This is a genomic window from Streptomyces sp. NPDC005805, assembly GCF_040630445.1.
In the GTDB taxonomy this organism is placed as follows: Bacteria; Actinomycetota; Actinomycetes; order Streptomycetales; family Streptomycetaceae; genus Streptomyces.
Genome location: NZ_JBEXXN010000001.1, coordinates 192199 through 214697, shown reverse-complemented (window position 1 = coordinate 214697; position 22499 = coordinate 192199). Strand labels below are relative to the sequence as shown.

Genomic DNA, 22499 nt, shown 5'->3' with positions numbered 1-22499 from the left:
AGGGGAGGGGCTCACCGTTGAACGACCCGACACTCGGCGACGCCGACGACCAGGATCTCCTGGCCCGCCATGTCGCCGGGGACCCCGACGCCTTCGGTGAACTCGTACGGCGCCACCGCGACCGGCTCTGGGCGGTGGCGCTGCGCACCCTGGGGGACAGGGAGGAGGCGGCGGACGCCGTCCAGGACGCGCTTGTCTCGGCCTTCCGCGCGGCCCACACCTTCCAGGGGCGGTCGGCGGTCACCACCTGGCTGCATCGCATCACGGTGAACGCCTGCCTGGACCGGGTCCGCAAGGCCGCATCCCGCAAGACCTCCCCGGTGGACGACCCGGAGCGCCTGGAAGAGCTGCTGGAACCGCAGGAGTCCGCGGAGGCACCGGCGGAGCGGCAGGACCTGCACCGGGAACTGCTGGCCGCGCTGGGCAGACTCCCCGGTGACCAGCGAGCCGCACTGGTCCTGGTGGACATGCAGGGGTATCCCGTGGCCGAGGCGGCCGAGATCCTCGGGGTGCCGACCGGGACCGTCAAGAGCCGGTGCGCGCGGGGGCGGGCCCGGCTTCTGCCGATGGTCAGCCATCTGCGCGGCTCCGGCGGGGATAACGCCGATCTCTCCGGGGGAGGGAACCGGACGGCAGGGACATCCGTCCCACCGGCATCGGGAGCGAATGAGCAGGGGCCGAACGGTCCGGCGGCAATGAAGGGTGGAGGTGGACGCGCGTGACTTCCTCGACCGATACGAATCGGCACCCCGATGTCTCCGAGATCTCCGATCTCACCGAAGGACTGCTCACTCCGTCCCAGTCCGCCGATCTGCGCCGGCACCTCGCCGAGTGCGAGCTCTGTGCGGATGTGCACACCTCTCTCGAAGAGATCAGAGGACTCCTCGGAACCCTGCCCGGCCCCAGTCGTATGCCCTCGGACATCGCGGGCCGTATCGACGCGGCCCTCGCGGCCGAAGCTCTGCTCGGCGCCACCGCTCCGGTGGACTCGGACGATGTTTCACGTGAAACACGGAGCGGTTCCACGGCCTCCGACAGCACCGGCGCGACTCCGGACCGGCCGGCGGGTCACCCCCGTGCCGCTTCCGGCCCGGGCCGGAGCAAGCCCCGGCGCCGGCGGCGCGCCGTCGTGCTGAGTGCCGTCCTCGGTGTCGCGGCCGTCGGTGTGAGCGTCCTCCTCACCCAGACGCTCTCCACCACCACGTCCGGCGAATCGGGCACGGCGAGCGACGCGGGCGCCGCCACGACCGCCGAGGACTTCGCCGGCGCACCGGTTCAGGAGCGAGTGGACTCGCTCCTGGCGGCCGGCGTCGAGACCGCGGAACCGCGCATCGAGAAGATGCCCTCCGCCGAGGCCGAGGGCGTCTCGCCCAGGAGCTCCCCCGGCGACACCCTCCCCGAGTGCGTACAGCGCGGCACCGGCCGCACGGACCAGCCGATCGCCTTCGAACGCGGCGACTACGCGGGAGAGGACGCCTATCTCGTCGTCCTCCCCGACCGCGGTGACGACACCCGGGTCACGGCCTATGTCGTGGACGCCGACTGCGTCGGCAGCTCGGACACCCCGACCGGTTCCCTCCTGCTGACCAGGACCTACCCTCGGCAGTGAGCCACCGCCTGTGCCGCTGCGGCGTCTCGGGAATGCCCGCCCCGTAGGATCCGTTGGGTGGGGTGAGAGCGATGAACCGCCCCGTAGGCAGTAGGCAGTCCCCAGAGACGAGGAACACATCCGTGAGCGACGTCCGTAACGTGATCATCATCGGCTCCGGGCCCGCGGGCTATACGGCCGCCCTCTACACCGCACGTGCTTCTCTCAAGCCGCTGGTGTTCGAAGGTGCCGTCACCGCCGGTGGCGCACTGATGAACACGACCGATGTGGAGAACTTCCCCGGTTTCCGCGACGGCATCATGGGCCCGGACCTGATGGACAACATGCGCGCCCAGGCCGAGCGCTTCGGTGCCGAGCTGGTCCCCGACGACGTCGTCGCGGTCGACCTCACGGGCGAGATCAAGACCGTCACGGACACCGCCGGCACGGTGCACCGCGCCAAGGCCGTCATCGTGACCACCGGCTCCCAGCACCGGAAGCTCGGACTGCCCAACGAGGACGTGCTCTCCGGCCGTGGCGTCTCCTGGTGCGCGACCTGTGACGGCTTCTTCTTCAAGGACCAGGACATCGCCGTGATCGGCGGCGGCGACACCGCGATGGAGGAGGCCACCTTCCTCTCGCGCTTCGCCAAGTCCGTGACCATCGTCCACCGCCGTGACACCCTGCGCGCCTCCAAGGCGATGCAGGAGCGGGCCTTCGCCGACCCCAAGATCTCCTTCGCCTGGGACAGCGAGGTCGCCGAGATCCACGGGGACCAGAAGCTCACCGGACTGACCCTGCGCAACACCAAGACCGGCGAGACCTCCCCGCTCGCCGTCACGGGCCTGTTCATCGCCGTGGGCCACGACCCGCGCACGGAGCTCTTCAAGGGCCAGCTCGACCTGGACGCCGAGGGCTACCTCAAGGTCGACGCGCCGTCGACGCGCACCAACCTCACGGGCGTCTTCGCCGCGGGCGATGTCGTCGACCACACCTACCGTCAGGCGATCACGGCCGCGGGCACCGGCTGCTCCGCCGCCCTGGACGCGGAGCGCTTCCTGGCCGCCCTCGCCGACAGCGAGAAGGCCCCCGAGCCGGAGAAGACGCCCGCCGTCTGACCCCCGTACCGCACTCCCACACCCCGCAGAGAAGTGAAGGAGGCCGCCGTGGCCGGCGCCCTGAAGAACGTTACCGACGACACCTTCGAAGAAGATGTCCTGAAGAGCGACAAGCCCGTGCTCGTGGACTTCTGGGCGGCCTGGTGCGGCCCGTGCCGTCAGATCGCGCCCTCGCTGGAGGCCATCGCCGCCGAGCACGGGGACAAGATCCAGGTCGTCAAGCTCAACATCGACGAGAACCCGGCCACTGCCGCCAAGTACGGCGTGATGTCCATTCCGACCCTCAACGTCTACCAGAACGGCGAGGTCGCCAAGACCATCGTCGGTGCCAAGCCGAAGGCCGCGATCGTCCGCGACCTGGAGAGCTTCATCAGCGAGTAGCCGACTGTTTCACATGAAACATCGCTGGGCCCGACACCCTCCGGGGTGTCGGGCCCAGCGGCGCTCCCGTCACAGGGGACGCAGCGCCGGCTCCTTCTGGACCGCTCCGAGCAAGCGGTCCAGCGCCATCTCCACGTCTTCCTTCCAGGAGAGCGTGGTCCGCAGCTCCAGCCGCAGACGCGGATGCACCGGATGGGGGCGCACCGTCTTGAAGCCCACTGCCAGCAGATGATCCGCCGGCAGCAGGCATCCGGGCTCCTTCCAGCGCGCATCACCGAACGCCTCGATCGCGCGGAATCCCCGACGGAGCAGATCCTTGGCCACGGTCTGCACGATCACCCTCCCCAGCCCCTGGCCCTGAGAGCCGGGCAGGACCCAGGCGGTCATCAGCTGAACGGCGTCGGGAGAGACCGGGCTCGTCGGAAAGGCCGTCGAACGGGGAACGTACGCGGGCGGCGCATAGAGAACGAAGCCGACCGGGGTGTCGTCGACATAGACGACGCGGCCGCAGGAGCCCCACTCGAGAAGAACCGCCGAGATCCATGCCTCCTTCTCGAGCTGGGGAGTTCCGGCCTTTACCGCGGCTTCCCCGCTGACCGGGTCGAGCTCCCAGAAGACACACGAACGACAGCGCGCGGGAAGGTCCGCGAGGTTGTCCAGTGTGAGTGGTACGAGCCGACGCCCCATGAAGGCTGTTCCTCACCTCTCTGATCTGCCGCACCGAGTGCTGCGGCCAGCACGTTCCTCTCCCGAAGCAGACTGCTGACGAATCCGCCCACTGTTCCCAGTCCCAGGCCCACTGTGACCAGTCGGCTGCGGCTCACGGCTCGCACGGCCCCCGCCCTCCTCTGAGGTGGCTCAAGGTGGATGCGCCCTACCAGAACGCATCGTATCCACCCAGGACCGGCGCGGGTACCGCGCAAACGGCAAAGGGGCGGGCCGTGTTCCGTAAAGGAACACGGCCCGCCCCTGTCTGCCGGAACGCCCAGGACGCCTTCTAGGAGGCGTCTTCCTCGGCCGGCTCCTCACCGGGGCCCGCGTCCAGAACGCGGCCCTCGCCGGGTGCCAGGGTTCCGAGAATGCGCTCCAGGTCCTCCATCGACGCGAACTCCACGACGATCTTCCCCTTCTTCTGACCGAGGTCGACCTTGACCCTGGTCTCGAAGCGGTCGGAGAGACGCGAGGCGAGGTCGCTGAGCGCGGGAGAGAGACGGGCGCCCGCACGCGGCCCCTTGGGCTTGGGCGAGCTCTTGGCGACGGAGGAGTTGAGGACGGAGACGATCTCCTCCACCGCACGCACCGAGAGCCCCTCGGCCACGATCCGGTGGGCCAGCCGGTCCTGCTCGTCCGAGTCGTCGACGGAGAGCAGAGCCCGGGCGTGACCGGCGGACAGCACACCCGCCGCCACCCGGCGCTGGACCGGAGGGGAGAGCTTCAGCAGGCGGAGGGTGTTGGACACCTGCGGACGCGAACGCCCGATGCGGTCCGCGAGCTGGTCATGAGTGCAGTTGAAGTCCTTGAGGAGCTGGTCGTAGGCGGCCGCCTCCTCCAGCGGGTTCAGCTGCGCCCGGTGCAGGTTCTCCAGGAGGGCGTCCAGGAGAAGCTTCTCGTCCTCGGTGTGCCGGACGATCGCCGGAATCCGTTCGAGGCCCGCCTCACGGCAGGCACGCCAGCGGCGCTCACCCATGATGAGCTCATAGCGGTCCGGCCCGAGCTGCCGGACCACCACGGGCTGGAGCAGTCCGACTTCCTTGATCGAGGTGATCAGCTCGGCGAGGGCGTCCTCGTCGAAGACCTCGCGAGGCTGCCGGGGATTCGGTGTGATGGCGTCGAGCGGCACCTCGGCGAAGTGCGCGCCCGCCGGCTCCGCCGCCCGGGAGTCGGGCTGCTGCTCCGCGACCGGGACGGTGCCCGCGTCAGGGGCCGGGGCCGCCGCGGGGAGAGTCGTCACCTTGGCCGCCGCAACCCCTCGGTCCGCGGTCAGCAGGGGAGACCCGGACGACGGAGCCGGGCTCGTGCTCGACAGGTTCGACGGGGAGACCTGCTTCTCCTGCGGAGCTGCGGGAATCAGTGCGCCGAGCCCGCGCCCGAGTCCTCTACGTCGCTCACTCACTGGATCCCCTCCGACATGTTCTGCTGCGCGTTCTGCACTGTGTGGGCATGCTGCGGGTCGTAGTGCAGACCGACGCCACGCAGTGCGATCTCCCTGGCCGCCTCAAGATACGACAGGGAACCACTGGAACCCGGATCGTAGGTGAGGACCGTCTGCCCATAGCTCGGGGCCTCCGAGATACGGACGGAGCGCGGGATACTCGTGCGCAGAACCTCTTCACCGAAGTGGCTTCGCACTTCCTCCGCCACCTGCGAGGCGAGCCGTGTCCGGCCGTCGTACATCGTGAGGAGGATCGTGGAGACATGGAGCGCGGGGTTGAGGTGCCCCCGCACCAGGTCGACGTTCCGCAGCAGCTGGCCCAGCCCTTCCAGAGCGTAGTACTCGCACTGGATGGGGATGAGGACCTCGGCACCGGCGACCAGGGCGTTCACGGTCAGCAGTCCGAGCGACGGCGGGCAGTCGATGAGGATGTAGTCCAGCGGCTGCTCGTACGCCTGGATGGCGCGCTGCAGCCTGCTCTCCCGCGCCACCAGCGACACCAGCTCGATCTCCGCACCGGCGAGATCGATGGTGGCGGGGGCGCAGAAGAGACCTTCGACGTCGGGAACGGGCTGGACCACTTCGGAGAGGGGCCGGCTGTCCACCAGGACGTCGTAGATGGAGGGGACTTCCGCGTGATGGTCGATCCCCAGTGCCGTGGAGGCGTTGCCCTGCGGGTCGAGGTCCACCACCAGCACGCGTGCGCCGTGCAGGGCGAGTGACGCCGCCAGGTTGACCGTCGTGGTGGTCTTCCCCACGCCGCCCTTCTGGTTGGCGACCACCATGACACGGGTCTGTTCGGGTCGGGGCAGCCCCTCTCCGGCACGCCCCAGCGCCGCCACGGCGAGCTGAGCAGCCCGACCAATGGGGGTGCCGTCCATCGGCGGCGGTGTTTCACGTGAAACATCCTCCGCCGTGAACTCGGTACGGGGACCGGGGACCGGATCGGTCATCGGTCCCGCAATGTTGGCGTCGGACCGCAAGGATTCACTCTCCTCGACATCAGGCTCGCAATGAACAGAGCCTGCCATGCTTTCGGGGTCGTGAACCAGCGAGCCCCGTGGTTCTGTGGAGGAATCCACCTCTGTGGACAACTCGGTAGCCCGCACGAGGGGCTTTCGCCCCCTGGTCGGGGCGGCCGCACGGCCACGGCTGATGATTCCCTGCAGCAGTGAGCGACGTTTCACGTGAAACACGATGCCCGGACAGGCGAAGTCACACGGGGACGACACTCCGAAATGCCCACACACAGCACATATGGTGCGGACTCTCGCAGTAGCTACCTACGCCGACGGGACCGACTGGTACGTGCCGCCTTGGCCCGCTTCGCCGCGAACCGCACCCCGCCTGGGCTCTCGCCCACCTCGACGCGCACCACCGTGGAGAGCGGATCCACGATCCCCTCTCCCACCTGGAGCACCGAGGTCTCCACGACACCCAGCTTCCCCAGAGCGGCCCGGGCGCCGTGCAGCTCCTCCTCGGCCGTGTCTCCCTTGAGAGCGAGCATCTCTCCGTAGGGCCGCAGCAGCGGGACACCCCACCCGGCGAGACGGTCCAGGGGCGCCACCGCGCGGGCCGTCACCACATGGACGGGCTGCACCTTGCCGAGCATCTCCTCCGCCCGGCCCCGGACCACGGTCACATGGTCCAGGCCCAGCAGCTCGACAACCTCCTGGAGGAAGTTCGTCCGGCGCAGCAGGGGCTCCAGCAGGGTGATCTTCAGGTCGCGGCGGGCCAGGGCGAGCGGAATACCGGGCAGCCCCGCCCCCGACCCGACATCGCAGACCGTCACCCCTTGCGGCACCACTTCGGAGAGCACGGCGCAGTTCAGGAGATGCCTCTCCCAGAGCCTCGGCACCTCACGGGGACCGATGAGGCCGCGCTTCACTCCCGCGTCCGCCAACAGCTCGGCGTACCTCACGGCCTCCGGGAAGAACTCACCGAAAACCGTCCGCGCCGCCTCGGGCGCCTGAGGAAGCTCCTCTGCTTCCGTCACGGGAAACCGTCCTTCCGTACCGCACTGCCCCAGCGGGCTGTGGTGGGCTGACATTCAGGCTGACAAAGATCGGCCCCGCCTGCGAACAGACGGGGCCGACAGAACAACGGGGGTCAGGCAGGGAGGACAACGACGAAGCGCTGGGGCTCCTCGCCCTCGGACTCGCTGCGCAGGCCCGCGGCGGCCACCGCGTCGTGCACGACCTTGCGTTCGAACGGGGTCATCGGGTCGAGCTTCACCGGCTCACCCGTGGACTTGACCTCGCCGGCCGCCTTGGCACCGATCTCGGCGAGCTCGGCACGCTTCTGCGCCCGGAAACCGGCGATGTCCAGCATCAGACGGCTGCGGTCCCCGGTCTCCCGGAGCACGGCCAGCCGCGTCAGCTCCTGCAGAGCCTCCAGGACCTCGCCGTCGCGCCCCACGAGCTTCTGCAGATCCCGGCTGCCGCTGTCGCTGATGATGGAGACAGCCGCACGGTCCGCCTCGACATCCATGTCGATGTCACCGTCGAGGTCGGCGATGTCCAGCAGACCCTCGAGGTAGTCGGCCGCGATCTCCCCTTCCTGCTCCAGGCGGGTCAGGGTGTCGCCACCCTCGGCGGCGGCGGAGATGGTGCCTTCCGTCACGGATGGACTCCTTCGTTACTTCTTCGAGGACGGGTGCTTGGGGCGCTGCTGGCCCTTGCGCTGCCCGGACTTGGGCTGGCGGGGGGCGCCGGCGGCCTTGCCACCGCCGGCGGACTTGGGCTTGGACCCCTCGGCGTCGCCCTTGTCGAGGGACGTCTTGGGGGCCGTGTCGCCGCCCTCGGAGCCCTTCGCGGCAGCGGACTGCCGCTGGGACTTGCTCTGGCGCTTGGGCTGCTGCCGGCGGTGCGCGGCGCCGCCTTCGGCCTCGGCGAGGGCGGTGTCGCTCTTGGCCACCGTGCCGTCGGCCTGGGCGGCGAGGCCGGCCTTGGCGAGACCGCTGATGAGGCGGCGCTCGTTCTCGTTCCGGTCGCTGGTGCTCTTGGCCGCGATCACCTGGAGGACGTTGCGGTGACGGCGGGAACGGACCTGGCCGTGCGAGGTGACGCTCTTCAGCATGCGCTGGAGGTAGGCGTCCTGGGCCTTGCTGCCCGGGGTGGGGTTCTGGTTGATCACGTACATCTGCTGGCCCATGGTCCACACGTTGGTGGTCAGCCAGTAGACGAGGACACCGACCGGGAAGTTGATGCCCATCACGGCGAAGATCACCGGGAAGATGTACATCAGCATCTTCTGCTGCTGCATGAACGGCGTCTTCACCGTGAGGTCGACGTTCTTCATCATCAGCTGGCGCTGGGTGAAGAACTGCGAGGCCGACATCAGGACGATCATCACCGCGGTGACGATGCGGACGTCCGTGAGGGAGGCGTTGAGGGCCTCGACCTTCTCCGGGGAGTCGGTGAACTTGGCGGCGATCGGGGCGCCGAAGATGTGCGCCTGCCGGGCGCTGTCCACGAGGCTCTGGTTCAGCACACCGATCTCGTCACCCGAGGCGATCTTGCTGAGCACGTGGTAGAGGGCGAAGAAGAACGGCGACTGCGCCAGGATGGGAAGGCACGAGGAGAGCGGGTTGGTCCCGGTCTCCTTGTACAGCTTCATCATCTCTTCGGACTGACGCTGCTTGTCGCTCTTGTAGCGCTCCTGGATGGCCTTCATCTTCGGCTGGAGCGCCTGCATGTTCCGGGTCGACTTGATCTGCTTCACGAAGAGCGGGATCAGGCAGATCCGGATGAGGATCACCAGCGACACGATGGACAGTCCCCAGGCCCAGCCCGTGTCCGGGCCGAACATCGCCCCGTAGAGCTTGTGGAACTGGACGATGATCCACGAGACAGGTGTGGTGATAAAACTGAAGAGACTGGCAATCGTGTCCACTAATCAGGCTCCTTGAGCATTGGGCGAGGTCTCTGCGGCCGGGCCCGGGGCCGTGGCCGCCGATCCCGGGGCAGGCACGTCAGTGGCGGAGTGCCCGCCCTTGTTGCCGCGCAAGGCGTCGCGCAGCATCTCGTGCCATCGAGGGCGTTTACGCGGAGGAACGTGATCCACACCGCCGGGCGACCACGGGTTGCACCGCAGGATCCGCCAGGCGGTCAGGGCCGTTCCCTTCACCGCACCGTGCCGGTCGATGGCCGTGAATCCGTAGTGGGAACACGATGGGTAGTACCGGCACACAGGCCCCAGCAGCGGGCTGATCGTCCACTGGTAGAGCTTGATCAGTGCCAGCAGCGGGTACTTCATCGCGCGCCCCCTCCCAGCAGCCGCTGGAGAGCGGCGTCCAGGTCTCGGGCCAGCTGTGCGTGGTCGGCGTCGCCCGCACCGGGCAGCGCCCGTACCACCACCAGGCTACCGGGGGGCAGCAGGGTGAGCCGATCCCGCATGAGATGGCGCAGTCTCCGCTTCACCTTGTTCCGGACGACGGCCCCACCGACGGCCTTGCTCACGACGAAACCCGCACACGTCGGGGAAGCGCTCTCCCCAGGCGCGTGCGGGTCCGTGGCACCGCTTCGAAGGTGGACGACGAGTAGCGGGCGTCCGGCCCGGCGTCCTCGGCGTACCGCAGTCGCGAAGTCCTCGCGCCGCCTCAGCCGATTCTCGGTAGGCAGCACGTCATGACCTGTTAAAAGCGATCAGGCGGACAGGTTCGCGCGACCCTTGCTGCGGCGGTTCGCCAGGATGGCGCGGCCGGCACGGGTACGCATGCGCAGGCGGAAACCGTGGGTCTTCGCACGACGACGGTTGTTCGGCTGGAAGGTGCGCTTGCTCACTCGGGGGCTCCAGAAATAATTCGTTGATGGCGGGACATCGCCTGGCTGTCACCGTGCGCCCACGAGTAGCTCGCGATTACGCCCGAGTGCACCGCTTCACAATCACAGACCGTGATCTTTGCCCATCGGAGGCAGGCGGCAGCAGCCATCGACAACTCGACCTGGTTACGGTACGCGCGGCTACGCCATCCGGTCAAACCACGTCGGGGTCGGGGTCCACTGTGCACAGGCTGTGGACAACAACTTGAACCGCACGGGTCGGCCTGACTACCGTGACTGAACTCGGATTCTTTTCCTGCCTGTCTTCCTATCCCGTCCCGAGAACCACACATTCGTGGGACCTGCGAGAGAGCGTGCTTTGTGGCTGACGTACCTGCCGATCTTGCCGCAGTGTGGCCACGGGTGCTGGATCACCTCCTCGACGAGGGCCAGCAGGGCGTCGAGCCCAAGGACAAGCAGTGGATCGAGCGGTGCCAGCCCCTGGCGCTGGTCGCGGACACGGCACTGCTCGCCGTCCCCAACGAGTGGGGCAAGCGAGTGCTGGAAGGCCGCCTCGCGCCGCTGATCAGCGAGACGCTCAGCCGTGAGTGCGGGCGCCCGATCCGGATCGCGATCACCGTGGACGACTCGGTGGGCGAGGCCCCGGCCCCCGGTCCCGTGCGCGGCCACCAGCAGCAGGCGCCGCGCTACCCGGCCGCCCCGCACGACGAGCCCCGCTCCGGCGACGGCTACGACGGGGGCCGGCAGAACGAGGCGTACGACGGCGGCCGCCCGGGCCCCGACGGCTACGACGGCGGGCGCACCGGCGGCGACGGCTACGACAACGGCTCCCGCCAGAACGACGGCTACGAGCCCCCGCGCCCGGGTGAGGGGTACGACGCCCCCCGCCAGACCGACCGGTACGACGACTACGGCCGCCGCCCGGAGGCCGACGACGGCCTGCCGAACGTCCGCCCCACCTACCCCGAGTACCAGCAGCGCCCCGAGCCGGGCGCCTGGCCCCGGACGCAGGAGGACCTCTCCTGGCAGCAGCCCCGCCTCGGCGGCTTCCAGGAGCGCGACCCCTATGCCTCGCCGCCCCAGAACCGCGCCCCGCACGACTACCGTCGGCCGCCGCAGCCCGAGCACCAGCAGTACGACCCGCGCGGCGGCGACCGGCGCGACCTCCCCGAGCCGGGGCCCGGACACCGCGGCGCCTCCCCGGGTGCGCCCGGTCCGCTCGGGGCGAAGCCCGCGCCGGCACCCGGCCCGGGTGAACCGCACGCCCGGCTGAACCCCAAGTACCTCTTCGACACCTTCGTCATCGGCGCGTCCAACCGGTTCGCGCACGCGGCGGCCGTCGCGGTCGCCGAGGCGCCGGCGAAGGCGTACAACCCCCTCTTCATCTACGGGGAGTCGGGGCTCGGCAAGACGCACCTGCTGCACGCGATCGGGCACTACGCGCGCAGCCTCTATCCGGGGACCCGGGTGCGGTACGTGAGCTCCGAGGAGTTCACCAACGAGTTCATCAACTCCATCCGCGACGGCAAGGGCGACACCTTCCGCAAGCGGTACCGCGACGTGGACATCCTGCTCGTCGACGACATCCAGTTCCTCGCGAGCAAGGAGTCGACGCAGGAGGAGTTCTTCCACACCTTCAACACCCTGCACAACGCCAACAAGCAGATCGTGCTCTCCTCGGACCGGCCGCCCAAGCAGCTGATGACCCTGGAGGACCGGCTGCGCAACCGCTTCGAGTGGGGCCTGACGACGGATGTCCAGCCGCCCGAGCTGGAGACCCGGATCGCGATCCTCCGCAAGAAGGCGGTGCAGGAGCAGCTCAACGCCCCACCGGAGGTACTGGAGTTCATCGCCTCCCGGATCTCGCGGAACATCAGGGAGCTGGAGGGCGCGCTGATCCGGGTGACGGCGTTCGCCTCCCTCAACCGCCAGCCCGTGGACCTCGGGCTGACCGAGATCGTCCTCAAGGACCTCATCCCCGGCGGCGAGGACGCGGCGCCCGAGATCACCGCGGGCGCGATCATGGCGGCCACGGCCGACTACTTCGGGCTCACGGTCGAGGACCTGTGCGGATCCTCGCGCAGCCGGGTGCTGGTGACGGCGCGCCAGATCGCGATGTACCTCTGCCGGGAGCTGACGGACCTGTCGCTGCCGAAGATCGGCGCGCAGTTCGGCGGCCGCGACCACACCACGGTGATGCACGCGGACCGGAAGATCCGGGCGCTGATGGCCGAGCGCCGGTCCATCTACAACCAGGTCACCGAGCTGACCAACCGCATCAAGAACGGCTGAGCGGCCCGCCGCAGACGGCACCGAGGGCGCCCCGGGACATCTGATGTCCCGGGGCGCCCTTCGCTGTGCGGGGGCGCGGAAGGCGCCGCCGGGCACAGCAGAAGCCTGCGTCGAGGGCCGCCGAATCCGCCGTGCGGCCGCTGGAGGCCGCCGTGCGACCGCCGTCGAGAGCGCCGTGAGCCGGCCCGGAAGCCCGTGAACGGCCCCGGCGGCCGGCCCCGCTGTGTTCGAATACCTGCCGGGCACGGCGGTTACCCACAGATCCGTGGACGATCTTCCGTCCACAGCCTGGGGACCGGGAAGTTGTCCCGATTCCGTCCACAGGGCGGTGACCCCGAGAGGCATCCCGGCTGGTCAGCCGCTTGTGGATTTGTGGCCGAACGATCTCCACAGCCTGTGGAGGGAGAACCCCGCCCGGAACCTTGATCGACGTTGTCCACCGGCGGCCCACAGGCGAGGGGCGATTGCCCACAGCTTTTCCCCACCCCTGTCCACTGTTCGGCAACGCAACACCGTCCCTCACCGGCGCGAGTGAAAGGCGTCACACCAACGAGGCCGATTGGCCTGTGGGGAACGTGGGTAAAGCTGGGGACAGCGCTGGGGAGAAGTCCCACCGAGCTGTGCATCGGGTGTGCAGAACTTTCGCGTGTCCACAGAGAAGCCCGGTTGTCCACGAGTGCGGCCCACAGGCCCCGTGGACAAAAAACCGCCTCTGACCTGCGCAGACGACGTTATCCACGGTTTCCACAGCCCCTACTACTACTCCCACTCAGAGTTACCGGGAAATTGGCTTGGAAGGGGGCCCTGTGCACAACTCGACGCCGGAGCCCACCCGCCCCTCGTCACGACTTGACCCCGACCCGCACCGAGTGTCGGTGCGGTACGTCAGACTGGTCTCCGGCATCAAGCCGACGACGAAGGCCAGCAGGGCGAGCCAGCAACAGCAGGAGGCGGTTCCGGTGAAGATCCGGGTGGAGCGCGATGTACTCGCGGAGGCGGTGGCCTGGGTGGCCCGGAGCCTTCCGGCCCGTCCGCCGGCGCCCGTTCTCGCGGGCCTTCTGCTGAAGGCGGAGGACGGCGCCCTCAGCTTCTCCAGCTTCGACTACGAGGTCTCGGCCCGCGCCTCGGTCGAGGCCGAGATCGAGGAGGACGGCACGGTCCTCGTCTCCGGCCGCCTGCTCGCCGACATCTGCCGCGCCCTGCCCAACCGCCCGGTGGAGATCTCCACAGACGGTGTACGGGCGACGGTGGTCTGCGGCTCCAGCCGCTTCACCCTCCACACCCTGCCCGTGGAGGAGTACCCGGCGCTGCCGCAGATGCCGACCGCGACCGGCACCGTGCCCGGCGAGGTCTTCGCCTCCGCCGCCGCCCAGGTGGCCATCGCCGCCGGCCGTGACGACACCCTCCCCGTCCTCACCGGTGTGCGCATCGAGATCGAGGGCGACACGGTCACCCTCGCCTCCACCGACCGCTACCGCTTCGCCGTGCGCGAGTTCCTGTGGAAGCCCGAGAGCCCCGACGCCTCCGCCGTCGCCCTGGTCCCCGCCAAGACGCTGCTGGACACGGCCAAGGCGCTGACCAGCGGTGACACGGTCACCCTGGCGCTCTCCGGCTCCGGCGCGGGCGAGGGCCTGATCGGCTTCGAGGGCGCGGGCCGCCGCACCACCACCCGGCTGCTCGAAGGCGACCTGCCGAAGTACCGCACCCTCTTCCCCACCGAGTTCAACTCGGTCGCGGTGATCGAGACCGCCCCGTTCGTCGAGGCCGTCAAGCGCGTCGCCCTGGTCGCCGAGCGGAACACCCCGGTGCGCCTCAGCTTCGAGCAGGGCGTGCTGATCCTGGAGGCCGGCTCCAGCGACGACGCACAGGCTGTGGAGCGCGTCGACGCCCAGCTCGACGGCGACGACATCTCGATCGCGTTCAACCCGACCTTCCTGCTCGACGGCCTGAGCGCGATCGACTCCCCGGTCGCCCAGCTCTCGTTCACCACGTCCACCAAGCCGGCCCTGCTCAGCGGCCGTCCCGCGATGGACGCCGAGGCGGACGAGGCGTACAAGTACCTGATCATGCCGGTGCGCCTCAGCGGCTGACGCGTGCCCGCCGTCGCGCCCGCCCCGTCGGCCGGGTGCGACGGCCGCGCCCGGCGCCGCGCCCACCGGTGCGGCCGAGCGGCTGATCAGGGGCTTATGAGCGCCTGACCCCACAGGTGTGCACCCGCCTCCCGGCGTAGGCTCGGAGGCGGGCAGGAACACGGCACACAACGATTGAGGAACATCAGATGGAGCTCGGTCTCGTCGGCCTCGGCAAGATGGGCGGCAACATGCGCGAGCGCATTCGCCGCGCAGGTCACACCGTCATCGGCTACGACCGCAACCCGGACCTCGCGGACGTCCACAGCCTGGAAGAGCTTGTGGGCAAGCTCAAGGGCCCGCGTGTCATCTGGGTCATGGTCCCGGCCGGCGCCGCGACCCAGTCCACGATCGACGAGCTCGCCGAGCTCCTCTCCCCCGGTGACGTGGTCGTCGACGGCGGCAACTCCCGCTGGACGGACGACGAGAAGCACGCCGTCGAACTGGGCATCAAGGGCATCGGCTTCGTCGACTGCGGTGTCTCCGGCGGCGTCTGGGGCCTGGAGAACGGCTACGCCCTGATGTACGGCGGCGACGAGGCCAACGTCGCGAAGGTCCAGCCGGTCTTCGACGCCCTCAAGCCCGAGGGCGAGTTCGGCTCGGTGCACGCCGGCAAGGTCGGCGCCGGCCACTTCGCCAAGATGGTCCACAACGGCATCGAGTACGCGATGATGCAGGCGTACGCCGAGGGCTGGGAGCTGCTGGAGAAGGTCGACTCCGTCACCGATGTGCGCGAGGTCTTCCGCTCCTGGCAGCAGGGCACGGTCATCCGCTCCTGGCTGCTGGACCTGGCCGTCAACGCCCTGGACGAGGACGAGCACCTCGACCAGCTGCGCGGCTACGCCCAGGACTCCGGCGAGGGCCGGTGGACGGTCGAGGCCGCCATCGACAACGCGGTCCCGCTGCCCGCGATCACCGCCTCGCTGTTCGCGCGGTTCGCGTCCCGCCAGGACGACTCCCCGCAGATGAAGATGATCGCCGCGCTGCGCAACCAGTTCGGCGGCCACGCGGTGGAGAGCAAGAAGTAGTCCACAGGCTGTGCACCCCGGTGCACAGCCCGCCGGGGGAAGGTCGGCGCCACACCATGCACGTCACGCACCTGTCGCTGGCCGACTTCCGCTCCTACGCCCGGGTCGAGGTCCCGCTCGACCCGGGCGTCACCGCTTTCGTGGGGGCGAACGGGCAGGGCAAGACCAACCTGGTCGAGGCCGTCGGCTATCTCGCGACCCTCGCCAGCCACCGGGTGTCCTCGGACGCGCCGCTGGTGCGCATGGGCGCGGACCGGGCCGTGATCCGGGCCGCCGTCACCCAGGGGGAGCGGTCCCAGCTGGTCGAGCTGGAGCTCAACCCGGGGCGGGCCAACCGCGCCCGGATCAACCGGTCCTCGCAGGTCAGGCCGCGTGATGTGCTGGGGATCGTGCGCACGGTGCTGTTCGCCCCGGAGGACCTGGCGCTGGTCAAGGGGGATCCCGGGGAGCGCCGCCGCTTCCTCGACGAGCTGGTCACCGCACGCTCCCCGCGGATGGCCGGGGTCCGCTCCGACTACGAGCGGGTGCTCAAGCAGCGCAACACCCTGCTCAAGTCCGCCGCCATGGCCCGCCGGCACGGCGGGCGCTCCATGGACATGTCCACACTCGACGTCTGGGACCAGCACCTGGCCCGGGCCGGCGCCGAGGTGCTCGCCCGCCGCACCGAACTGATCGCCGCGCTCCAGCCGCTCGCGGACAAGGCGTACGAGGCGCTGGCGCCGGGGGGCGGCCCGGTCGCGTTGGAGTACCGTTCCTCCGCCGGGGAGGCCGGGGAGACGGCCGAGCCCGGTCCGGCGCAGAGCAGGGACGAGTACTACGAGCAGATCGTCGGCGCGCTCGCCGCCGTCCGCAAGCAGGAGATCGAACGGGGCGTGACCCTGGTCGGCCCGCACCGCGACGACCTCCTGCTGAAGCTGGGCCGACTCCCCGCCAAGGGCTACGCGAGCCACGGTGAGTCCTGGTCCTACGCGCTGGCGCTCCGCCTCGCCTCGTACGACCTGCTGCGCTCCGAGGGGAACGAGCCGGTGCTCGTCCTGGACGACGTCTTCGCCGAGCTGGACGCGCGCCGCCGCGAGCGCCTCGCGGAGCTGGTCGCGCCGGGCGAGCAGGTGCTGGTGACGGCGGCGGTCGACGACGACGTCCCCGGCGTTCTCGCGGGCACCCGGTACACCGTGGCGGACGGGGAGGTGGCCCGCGCATGAACGACGCTCCCCCTGACCGCGGCCCCTTCGGCGGCGCCGCACCCCTGCCCGACGGCCCGCCGAACCGAGCCCCCCTCGGCGGCCCCCCGCTGCCCGGCGCCGCGCCCCTGTCCGGGGACGAGCGCCCGCAGGCCGGCACCGCCCCCGAGCCCTCCGGCGTGGACCTCGCCCGGGTCGCCCTGCGCGCCGCCAAGGAGCAGGCCAGGGCCCGCGGTGAGGCGGCCCGGCAGAAGAAGCAGGCTCGGCGCGGCGGCGGACTCCGCTCCGGGGCCCGGGCCGACGGGCGAGACCCGCTCCCGCTGGGCTCGGCGATCAACCGGCTGATCACCGAGCGCGGCTGGGAGACCCCGGCCGCGGTCGGCGGCGTCATGGGCCGCTGGCCGCAGATCGTCGGCGAGGACCTGGCCAAGCACTGCGTGCCCCTGCGCTACGACGAGTCACCCGAGGAGCGCCTGCTCACCGTGCAGTGCGACTCCACGGCCTGGGCGACCCAGCTCCGGCTGCTGGCGCCGCGGCTGGTCGCCCGCCTCAACGAGGACCTGGGGCACGGGACCGTCCGCGCGATCAAGGTCCTGGGCCCGGGCGGCCCGCAGCGCCGGTTCGGCCCGTTGCGGGCTCCGGGCAGCACCGGCCCCGGTGACACGTACGGGTGACGCCGGCCCGGCCCGCTCGCGCCCGGCGCGGACCGCCCGCCACCGGTGCCCCGGCGTATGCGGGCGCGCCCCGTCCACCCCGTGCGGGCCCGTCTCCCACCCAACCGCGTACCGCCGAGTAGCCCCCTGTGGATCCCTGCCGGGGTGCCCGGGAACGCCCGGTGCGCATGAGGCGTCCCTCTCGGTAGCGGGGGGTTGACAGCCCGAAGCGCTCAAAGCCCGTGTGAGCCTCTTGGGCCCCCTGCCCGGATATGGGGAGTCGGACGGAGGAGGTTCAGGGCGGCACATGCGGACTCAGCCACCGGCAAACCCCCATTCGTGTCAGCGGTACCGGTAGACTGAGAGCGAATCCCGCTCGCTCGCGGGATTCGTCGATTAGATGCCGAACGACGCAGCCGGTCCCGCTAGCCCGGAGAACGGCCTGTGCTGTGCCAGAAAGGGCGCTTCGTGGCCGATTCCGGCAACCCCAACGAGAACACCCCGTCCGCCGCCGCCGAGGGGATCGGCGAGGCACCCGCCTCGTACGACGCCAGCGCGATCACCGTCCTCGAGGGTCTGGACGCGGTCCGCAAGCGCCCCGGCATGTACATCGGCTCGACCGGTGAGCGCGGACTCCACCACCTGGTGCAAGAGGTCGTCGACAACTCCGTCGACGAGGCGCTCGCCGGCCATGCGGACACGATCGACGTCACGATCCTGGCCGACGGCGGCGTGCGCGTCGTCGACAACGGCCGCGGCATCCCGGTGGACATGCACCCCGTGGAGAAGAAGCCCGCGGTCGAGGTCGTGCTGACCGTGCTGCACGCGGGCGGCAAGTTCGGCGGCGGCGGCTACGCCGTCTCCGGCGGTCTGCACGGTGTGGGTGTGTCCGTCGTGAACGCCCTGTCGAGCAAGGTGTCGGTCGAGGTCAAGCGGGACGGCTACCGCTGGACCCAGGACTACAAGCTCGGTGTGCCGACCGCCCCGCTCGCCCAGCACGAGCGGGTCGAGGACTCCGGCACCACGGTCACGTTCTGGGCCGACCCGGACGTCTTCGAGACCACCGAGTACTCCTTCGAGACGCTCGCCCGCCGCTTCCAGGAGATGGCCTTCCTCAACAAGGGCCTCACCCTGACCCTCACCGACGAGCGCGAGTCGGCCAAGGCGACGATGAACGCCGACGACCCCGACGCCGCCGAGACGGCCGAGGAGCAGCCGGCGCGCACGGTCACGTACCACTACGAGGGCGGCATCGTCGACTTCGTGAAGTACCTCAACTCCCGCAAGGGAGAGCTGATCCACCCGACCGTGATCGACGTGGAGGCCGAGGACAAGGAGCGCATGATCTCGGTCGAGATCGCGATGCAGTGGAACTCGCAGTACAGCGAGGGCGTGTACTCCTTCGCCAACACGATCCACACGCACGAGGGCGGCACCCACGAGGAGGGCTTCCGCGCGGCGCTCACCGGCCTGGTCAACCGCTACGCCCGGGACAAGAAGCTGCTCCGCGAGAAGGACGACAACCTCACCGGTGAGGACATCCGCGAGGGTCTGACCGCGATCATCTCGGTCAAGCTGGGCGAGCCGCAGTTCGAGGGCCAGACCAAGACCAAGCTGGGCAACACCGAGGCGAAGACCTTCGTCCAGAAGGTCGTCCACGAGCACCTGACCGACTGGTTCGACCGGAACCCGAACGAGGCCGCGGACATCATCCGCAAGGGCATCCAGGCGGCCACCGCCCGGGTCGCCGCCCGCAAGGCCCGGGACCTGACCCGCCGCAAGGGGCTGCTGGAGTCGGCCTCCCTGCCGGGCAAGCTGAGCGACTGCCAGTCGAACGACCCCACCAAGTGCGAGATCTTCATCGTCGAGGGTGACTCCGCCGGCGGCTCCGCCAAGTCCGGCCGGAACCCGATGTACCAGGCCATCCTGCCCATCCGCGGCAAGATCCTGAACGTCGAGAAGGCCCGGATCGACAAGATCCTCCAGAACACCGAGGTCCAGGCGCTGATCTCCGCCTTCGGCACCGGTGTCCACGAGGACTTCGACATCGAGAAGCTGCGCTATCACAAGATCATCCTGATGGCGGACGCCGACGTCGACGGCCAGCACATCAACACCCTGCTGCTGACCTTCCTCTTCCGCTTCATGCGGCCGCTGGTCGAGGCCGGCCATGTCTTCCTGTCCCGCCCGCCGCTCTACAAGATCAAGTGGGGCCGCGACGACTTCGAGTACGCCTACTCGGACCGCGAGCGCGACGCCCTGGTCGAGCTGGGCAAGCAGGCCGGCAAGCGGATCAGGGAGGACTCGATCCAGCGCTTCAAGGGTCTCGGCGAGATGAACGCCGAGGAGCTGCGCGTCACCACCATGGACCAGGAGCACCGGGTGCTCGGCCAGGTCACCCTGGACGACGCCGCGCAGGCCGACGACCTGTTCTCCGTGCTGATGGGCGAGGACGTCGAGGCACGTCGCTCGTTCATCCAGCGGAACGCCAAGGACGTCCGCTTCCTCGACATCTGAGTCGGTCTCTGCTGACCGCGCGAAAGGACTGAAGACCAGCGATGGCCGACGACAACACCCCCGTGACCACCACCGAGGACGAGGGCCCGCAGCTGCGGATCGAACCGGTGGGTCTCGAGACCGAGATGCAGCGCTCCTACCTCGACTACGCGATGTCCGTCATCGTGTCGCGAGCGCTGCCGGACGTCCGGGACGGCCTCAAGCCCGTCCACCGCCGCGTGCTCTACGCGATGTACGACGGCGGGTACCGCCCCGAGAAGGGCTTCTACAAGTGCGCCCGCGTCGTCGGCGACGTCATGGGCACCTACCACCCGCACGGCGACTCCTCGATCTACGACGCCCTGGTGCGCCTCGCCCAGCCGTGGTCGATGCGGATGCCGCTGGTGGACTCCAACGGCAACTTCGGCTCCCCGGGCAACGACCCGGCCGCCGCCATGCGCTACACCGAGTGCAAGATGGCGCCGCTGTCCATGGAGATGCTCCGGGACATCGACGAGGAGACCGTCGACTTCCAGGACAACTACGACGGCCGGAACCAGGAGCCGACGGTCCTGCCGGCGCGCTTCCCGAACCTGCTGGTCAACGGCTCCGCCGGTATCGCCGTCGGTATGGCCACCAACATCCCGCCGCACAACCTCCGCGAGGTCGCGGCCGGCGCCCAGTGGGCGCTGGAGCACCCGGAGGCGACGCACGAGGAGCTGCTCGACGCCCTGATCGAGCGCATCAAGGGGCCGGACTTCCCGACCGGCGCGCTGGTCGTGGGCCGCAAGGGCATCGAGGAGGCGTACCGCACCGGCCGCGGCTCCATCACGATGCGCGCGGTCGTCGAGGTCGAGGAGATCCAGAACCGCCAGTGCCTGGTGGTCACCGAGCTGCCCTACCAGGTCAACCCGGACAACCTCGCGCAGAAGATCGCCGACCTGGTGAAGGACGGCAAGATCGGCGGCATCGCCGACGTCCGCGACGAGACCTCCTCCCGGACCGGCCAGCGCCTGGTGATCGTGCTCAAGCGCGACGCGGTCGCCAAGGTCGTGCTGAACAACCTCTACAAGCACACCGATCTGCAGACCAACTTCGGCGCCAATATGCTCGCCCTGGTCGACGGAGTGCCGCGCACCCTCTCGCTGGACGCGTTCATCCGGAACTGGGTCACCCACCAGGTCGAGGTCATCGTCCGCCGCACCCGCTTCCGGCTGCGCAAGGCCGAGGAGCGGGCGCACATCCTGCGCGGCCTGCTCAAGGCCCTGGACGCGATCGACGAGGTCATCGCCCTGATCCGGCGCAGCGACACGGTCGAGGTCGCCCGCGCGGGCCTGATGGACCTGCTGGAGATCGACGAGATCCAGGCCAACGCGATCCTGGAGATGCAGCTCCGCCGGCTCGCCGCCCTGGAGCGCCAGAAGATCATCCAGGAGCACGACGAACTCCAGGCGAAGATCAACGAGTACAACGCGATCCTCGCCTCCCCGGAGAAGCAGCGCGCCATCATCAGCGAGGAACTGACCGCGCTGGTCGAGAAGTTCGGCGACGACCGCCGCTCCAAGCTGGTGCCCTTCGACGGCGACATGTCCATCGAGGACCTGATCGCCGAGGAGGACATCGTCGTCACCATCACGCGTGGCGGCTATGTGAAGCGCACCAAGACGGACGACTACCGCTCCCAGAAGCGCGGCGGCAAGGGCGTGCGCGGCACGAAGCTGAAGGAAGACGACATCGTCGACCACTTCTTCGTCTCCACCACGCACCACTGGCTGCTGTTCTTCACCAACAAGGGCCGCGTCTACCGCGCCAAGGCGTACGAGCTCCCCGACGCCGGCCGGGACGCCCGCGGGCAGCACGTCGCCAACCTGCTGGCCTTCCAGCCGGACGAGCGGATCGCCCAGATCCTCGCGATCCGCGACTACGAGGCCGCGCCCTACCTGGTCCTCGCGACCAAGGGCGGCCTGGTGAAGAAGACCGCGCTGAAGGACTACGACTCCCCGCGCTCCGGCGGCGTCATCGCCATCAACCTCCGCGAGACGGAGTCCGGCGCGGACGACGAGCTGATCGGGGCCGAGCTGGTCTCCGCCGAGGACGACCTGCTGCTCATCAGCAGGAAGGCGCAGTCCATCCGGTTCACCGCGACCGACGACGCGCTGCGTCCGATGGGCCGCGCGACCTCGGGTGTGAAGGGCATGAGTTTCCGCGAGGGGGACGAACTGCTCTCGATGAATGTCGTCCGGCCCGGTACGTTCGTCTTCACCGCAACCGACGGCGGGTACGCGAAGCGGACCGCGGTCGACGAGTACCGCGTCCAGGGGCGTGGCGGCCTCGGTATCAAGGCTGCCAAGATCGTGGAGGACCGCGGCTCGCTCGTGGGCGCGCTGGTGGTCGAGGAGACCGACGAGATCCTCGCCATCACCCTGGGCGGCGGTGTGATTCGCACGCGAGTCAATGAAGTCAGGGAGACGGGCCGTGACACCATGGGCGTCCAACTGATCAATCTCGGCAAGCGGGACGCCGTCGTCGGCATCGCCCGCAACGCCGAGGCAGGTCGCGAGGCCGAAGAGGTCGACGGGACCGGAGCGGCCGACGGCGAGGCGGACGTATCGGCAGCCGAGGGCACCCCGTCCTCGGCAGGGGAGCACGAGGAGTAGAACGTGAGTGGAGCCACGGGCGCCGGAGCGGCCGCTTCCG

The 22499-nt window shown here is 69.6% G+C and carries 20 protein-coding genes; 11 read left to right on the top strand and 9 right to left on the bottom strand.

What is annotated here, in order from left to right; all coding sequences use genetic code 11:
* Positions 1-17 precede the first annotated feature (17 nt).
* From sigM to trxA, 4 genes are all read left to right on the top strand, one after another.
* A complete protein-coding gene (sigM, locus tag ABZ457_RS01015) occupies positions 18-722 on the top strand; it encodes an RNA polymerase sigma factor SigM (protein WP_359152451.1) in 705 nt (234 codons plus the stop codon).
* Entirely contained in the window at positions 719-1609 is an 891-nt protein-coding gene (locus ABZ457_RS01010; protein ID WP_359152449.1) for a hypothetical protein, read from the top strand. Before sigM ends, ABZ457_RS01010 begins: the two co-directional genes overlap by 4 nt.
* Before the next feature lie 122 nt (positions 1610-1731).
* On the top strand, positions 1732-2706 hold the full coding sequence (gene trxB, locus ABZ457_RS01005) for a thioredoxin-disulfide reductase (RefSeq protein WP_359152447.1): 975 nt from the start codon (positions 1732-1734) through the stop codon (positions 2704-2706).
* A gap of 48 nt (positions 2707-2754) precedes the next feature.
* Complete coding sequence (gene trxA / locus ABZ457_RS01000) at positions 2755-3087, top strand: thioredoxin (RefSeq protein ID WP_359152445.1); 333 nt, start codon at positions 2755-2757, stop codon at positions 3085-3087.
* A 69-nt stretch (positions 3088-3156) separates the two neighbouring features.
* Here trxA and ABZ457_RS00995 read toward each other — a convergent pair whose 3' ends face one another.
* From ABZ457_RS00995 to rpmH, 9 genes are all read right to left on the bottom strand, one after another.
* Positions 3157-3774, bottom strand: coding sequence for a GNAT family N-acetyltransferase (locus tag ABZ457_RS00995; protein ID WP_359152443.1), 618 nt, complete (start codon positions 3772-3774; stop codon positions 3157-3159).
* Positions 3775-4084: 310 nt separating this feature from the next.
* Positions 4085-5200: a ParB/RepB/Spo0J family partition protein gene (locus tag ABZ457_RS00990; RefSeq protein ID WP_359152441.1), complete on the bottom strand. Its 1116-nt coding sequence runs from the start codon at positions 5198-5200 to the stop codon at positions 4085-4087.
* Positions 5197-6270 (bottom strand): AAA family ATPase, encoded by a 1074-nt coding sequence (locus tag ABZ457_RS00985; RefSeq protein ID WP_359152439.1) that lies wholly within the window; start codon positions 6268-6270, stop codon positions 5197-5199. Before ABZ457_RS00985 ends, ABZ457_RS00990 begins: the two co-directional genes overlap by 4 nt.
* Before the next feature lie 248 nt (positions 6271-6518).
* Positions 6519-7235 carry a 16S rRNA (guanine(527)-N(7))-methyltransferase RsmG gene (gene rsmG, locus ABZ457_RS00980; protein WP_359152437.1) on the bottom strand — a complete coding sequence of 239 codons (717 nt, stop codon included), beginning with the start codon at positions 7233-7235 and terminating at the stop codon, positions 6519-6521.
* Between the two features lie 113 nt (positions 7236-7348).
* Entirely contained in the window at positions 7349-7861 is a 513-nt protein-coding gene (locus ABZ457_RS00975) for a R3H domain-containing nucleic acid-binding protein (protein ID WP_359152435.1), read from the bottom strand.
* 15 nt (positions 7862-7876) lie between these two features.
* Positions 7877-9133, bottom strand: coding sequence for a membrane protein insertase YidC (yidC, locus tag ABZ457_RS00970; protein ID WP_359152433.1), 1257 nt, complete (start codon positions 9131-9133; stop codon positions 7877-7879).
* 3 nt (positions 9134-9136) lie between these two features.
* Positions 9137-9496: a membrane protein insertion efficiency factor YidD gene (gene yidD, locus ABZ457_RS00965; protein ID WP_078521165.1), complete on the bottom strand. Its 360-nt coding sequence runs from the start codon at positions 9494-9496 to the stop codon at positions 9137-9139.
* The gene (gene rnpA, locus ABZ457_RS00960) at positions 9493-9864 is read right to left on the bottom strand and encodes a ribonuclease P protein component (protein ID WP_026277338.1); all 372 of its coding nucleotides are present in this window, start codon (positions 9862-9864) and stop codon (positions 9493-9495) included. The genes yidD and rnpA overlap by 4 nt, the downstream gene beginning before the upstream one ends.
* A gap of 21 nt (positions 9865-9885) precedes the next feature.
* On the bottom strand, positions 9886-10023 hold the full coding sequence (rpmH, locus tag ABZ457_RS00955; RefSeq protein ID WP_018846094.1) for a 50S ribosomal protein L34: 138 nt from the start codon (positions 10021-10023) through the stop codon (positions 9886-9888).
* Positions 10024-10383: 360 nt separating this feature from the next.
* On the opposite strand from rpmH, the gene dnaA reads away from it, so the two are divergent.
* The 7 genes from dnaA (at position 10384) to gyrA (ending at position 22459) form a co-directional block, all read left to right on the top strand.
* Positions 10384-12315 (top strand): chromosomal replication initiator protein DnaA, encoded by a 1932-nt coding sequence (dnaA, locus tag ABZ457_RS00950; protein WP_359152430.1) that lies wholly within the window; start codon positions 10384-10386, stop codon positions 12313-12315.
* Positions 12316-13274: 959 nt separating this feature from the next.
* On the top strand, positions 13275-14405 hold the full coding sequence (gene dnaN, locus ABZ457_RS00945; RefSeq protein WP_359152680.1) for a DNA polymerase III subunit beta: 1131 nt from the start codon (positions 13275-13277) through the stop codon (positions 14403-14405).
* Positions 14406-14593: 188 nt separating this feature from the next.
* Positions 14594-15472 (top strand): phosphogluconate dehydrogenase (NAD(+)-dependent, decarboxylating), encoded by an 879-nt coding sequence (gnd, locus tag ABZ457_RS00940; protein ID WP_359152428.1) that lies wholly within the window; start codon positions 14594-14596, stop codon positions 15470-15472.
* 56 nt (positions 15473-15528) lie between these two features.
* A complete protein-coding gene (recF, locus tag ABZ457_RS00935) occupies positions 15529-16674 on the top strand; it encodes a DNA replication/repair protein RecF (protein ID WP_359152426.1) in 1146 nt (381 codons plus the stop codon).
* Positions 16671-17327 (top strand): DciA family protein, encoded by a 657-nt coding sequence (locus ABZ457_RS00930; RefSeq protein WP_359152424.1) that lies wholly within the window; start codon positions 16671-16673, stop codon positions 17325-17327. The genes recF and ABZ457_RS00930 overlap by 4 nt, the downstream gene beginning before the upstream one ends.
* 423 nt (positions 17328-17750) lie before the next feature.
* On the top strand, positions 17751-19823 hold the full coding sequence (gene gyrB / locus ABZ457_RS00925) for a DNA topoisomerase (ATP-hydrolyzing) subunit B (RefSeq protein WP_359152422.1): 2073 nt from the start codon (positions 17751-17753) through the stop codon (positions 19821-19823).
* Positions 19824-19864: 41 nt separating this feature from the next.
* Positions 19865-22459, top strand: a complete 2595-nt coding sequence (gene gyrA, locus ABZ457_RS00920) for a DNA gyrase subunit A (protein WP_359152420.1) — start codon at positions 19865-19867, stop codon at positions 22457-22459.
* Positions 22460-22499 lie beyond the last annotated feature (40 nt).

Coding starts and splice junctions, on each gene's coding strand:
- ABZ457_RS00930 (WP_359152424.1), top strand. CDS start 16,671: ATGAACGACGCTCCCCCTGACCGCGGCCCCTTCGGCGGCGCCGCACCC.
- ABZ457_RS00985 (WP_359152439.1), bottom strand. CDS start 6,270: ATGGCAGGCTCTGTTCATTGCGAGCCTGATGTCGAGGAGAGTGAATCC.
- yidD (WP_078521165.1), bottom strand. CDS start 9,496: ATGAAGTACCCGCTGCTGGCACTGATCAAGCTCTACCAGTGGACGATC.
- ABZ457_RS00995 (WP_359152443.1), bottom strand. CDS start 3,774: ATGGGGCGTCGGCTCGTACCACTCACACTGGACAACCTCGCGGACCTT.
- gyrA (WP_359152420.1), top strand. CDS start 19,865: ATGGCCGACGACAACACCCCCGTGACCACCACCGAGGACGAGGGCCCG.
- gnd (WP_359152428.1), top strand. CDS start 14,594: ATGGAGCTCGGTCTCGTCGGCCTCGGCAAGATGGGCGGCAACATGCGC.
- recF (WP_359152426.1), top strand. CDS start 15,529: ATGCACGTCACGCACCTGTCGCTGGCCGACTTCCGCTCCTACGCCCGG.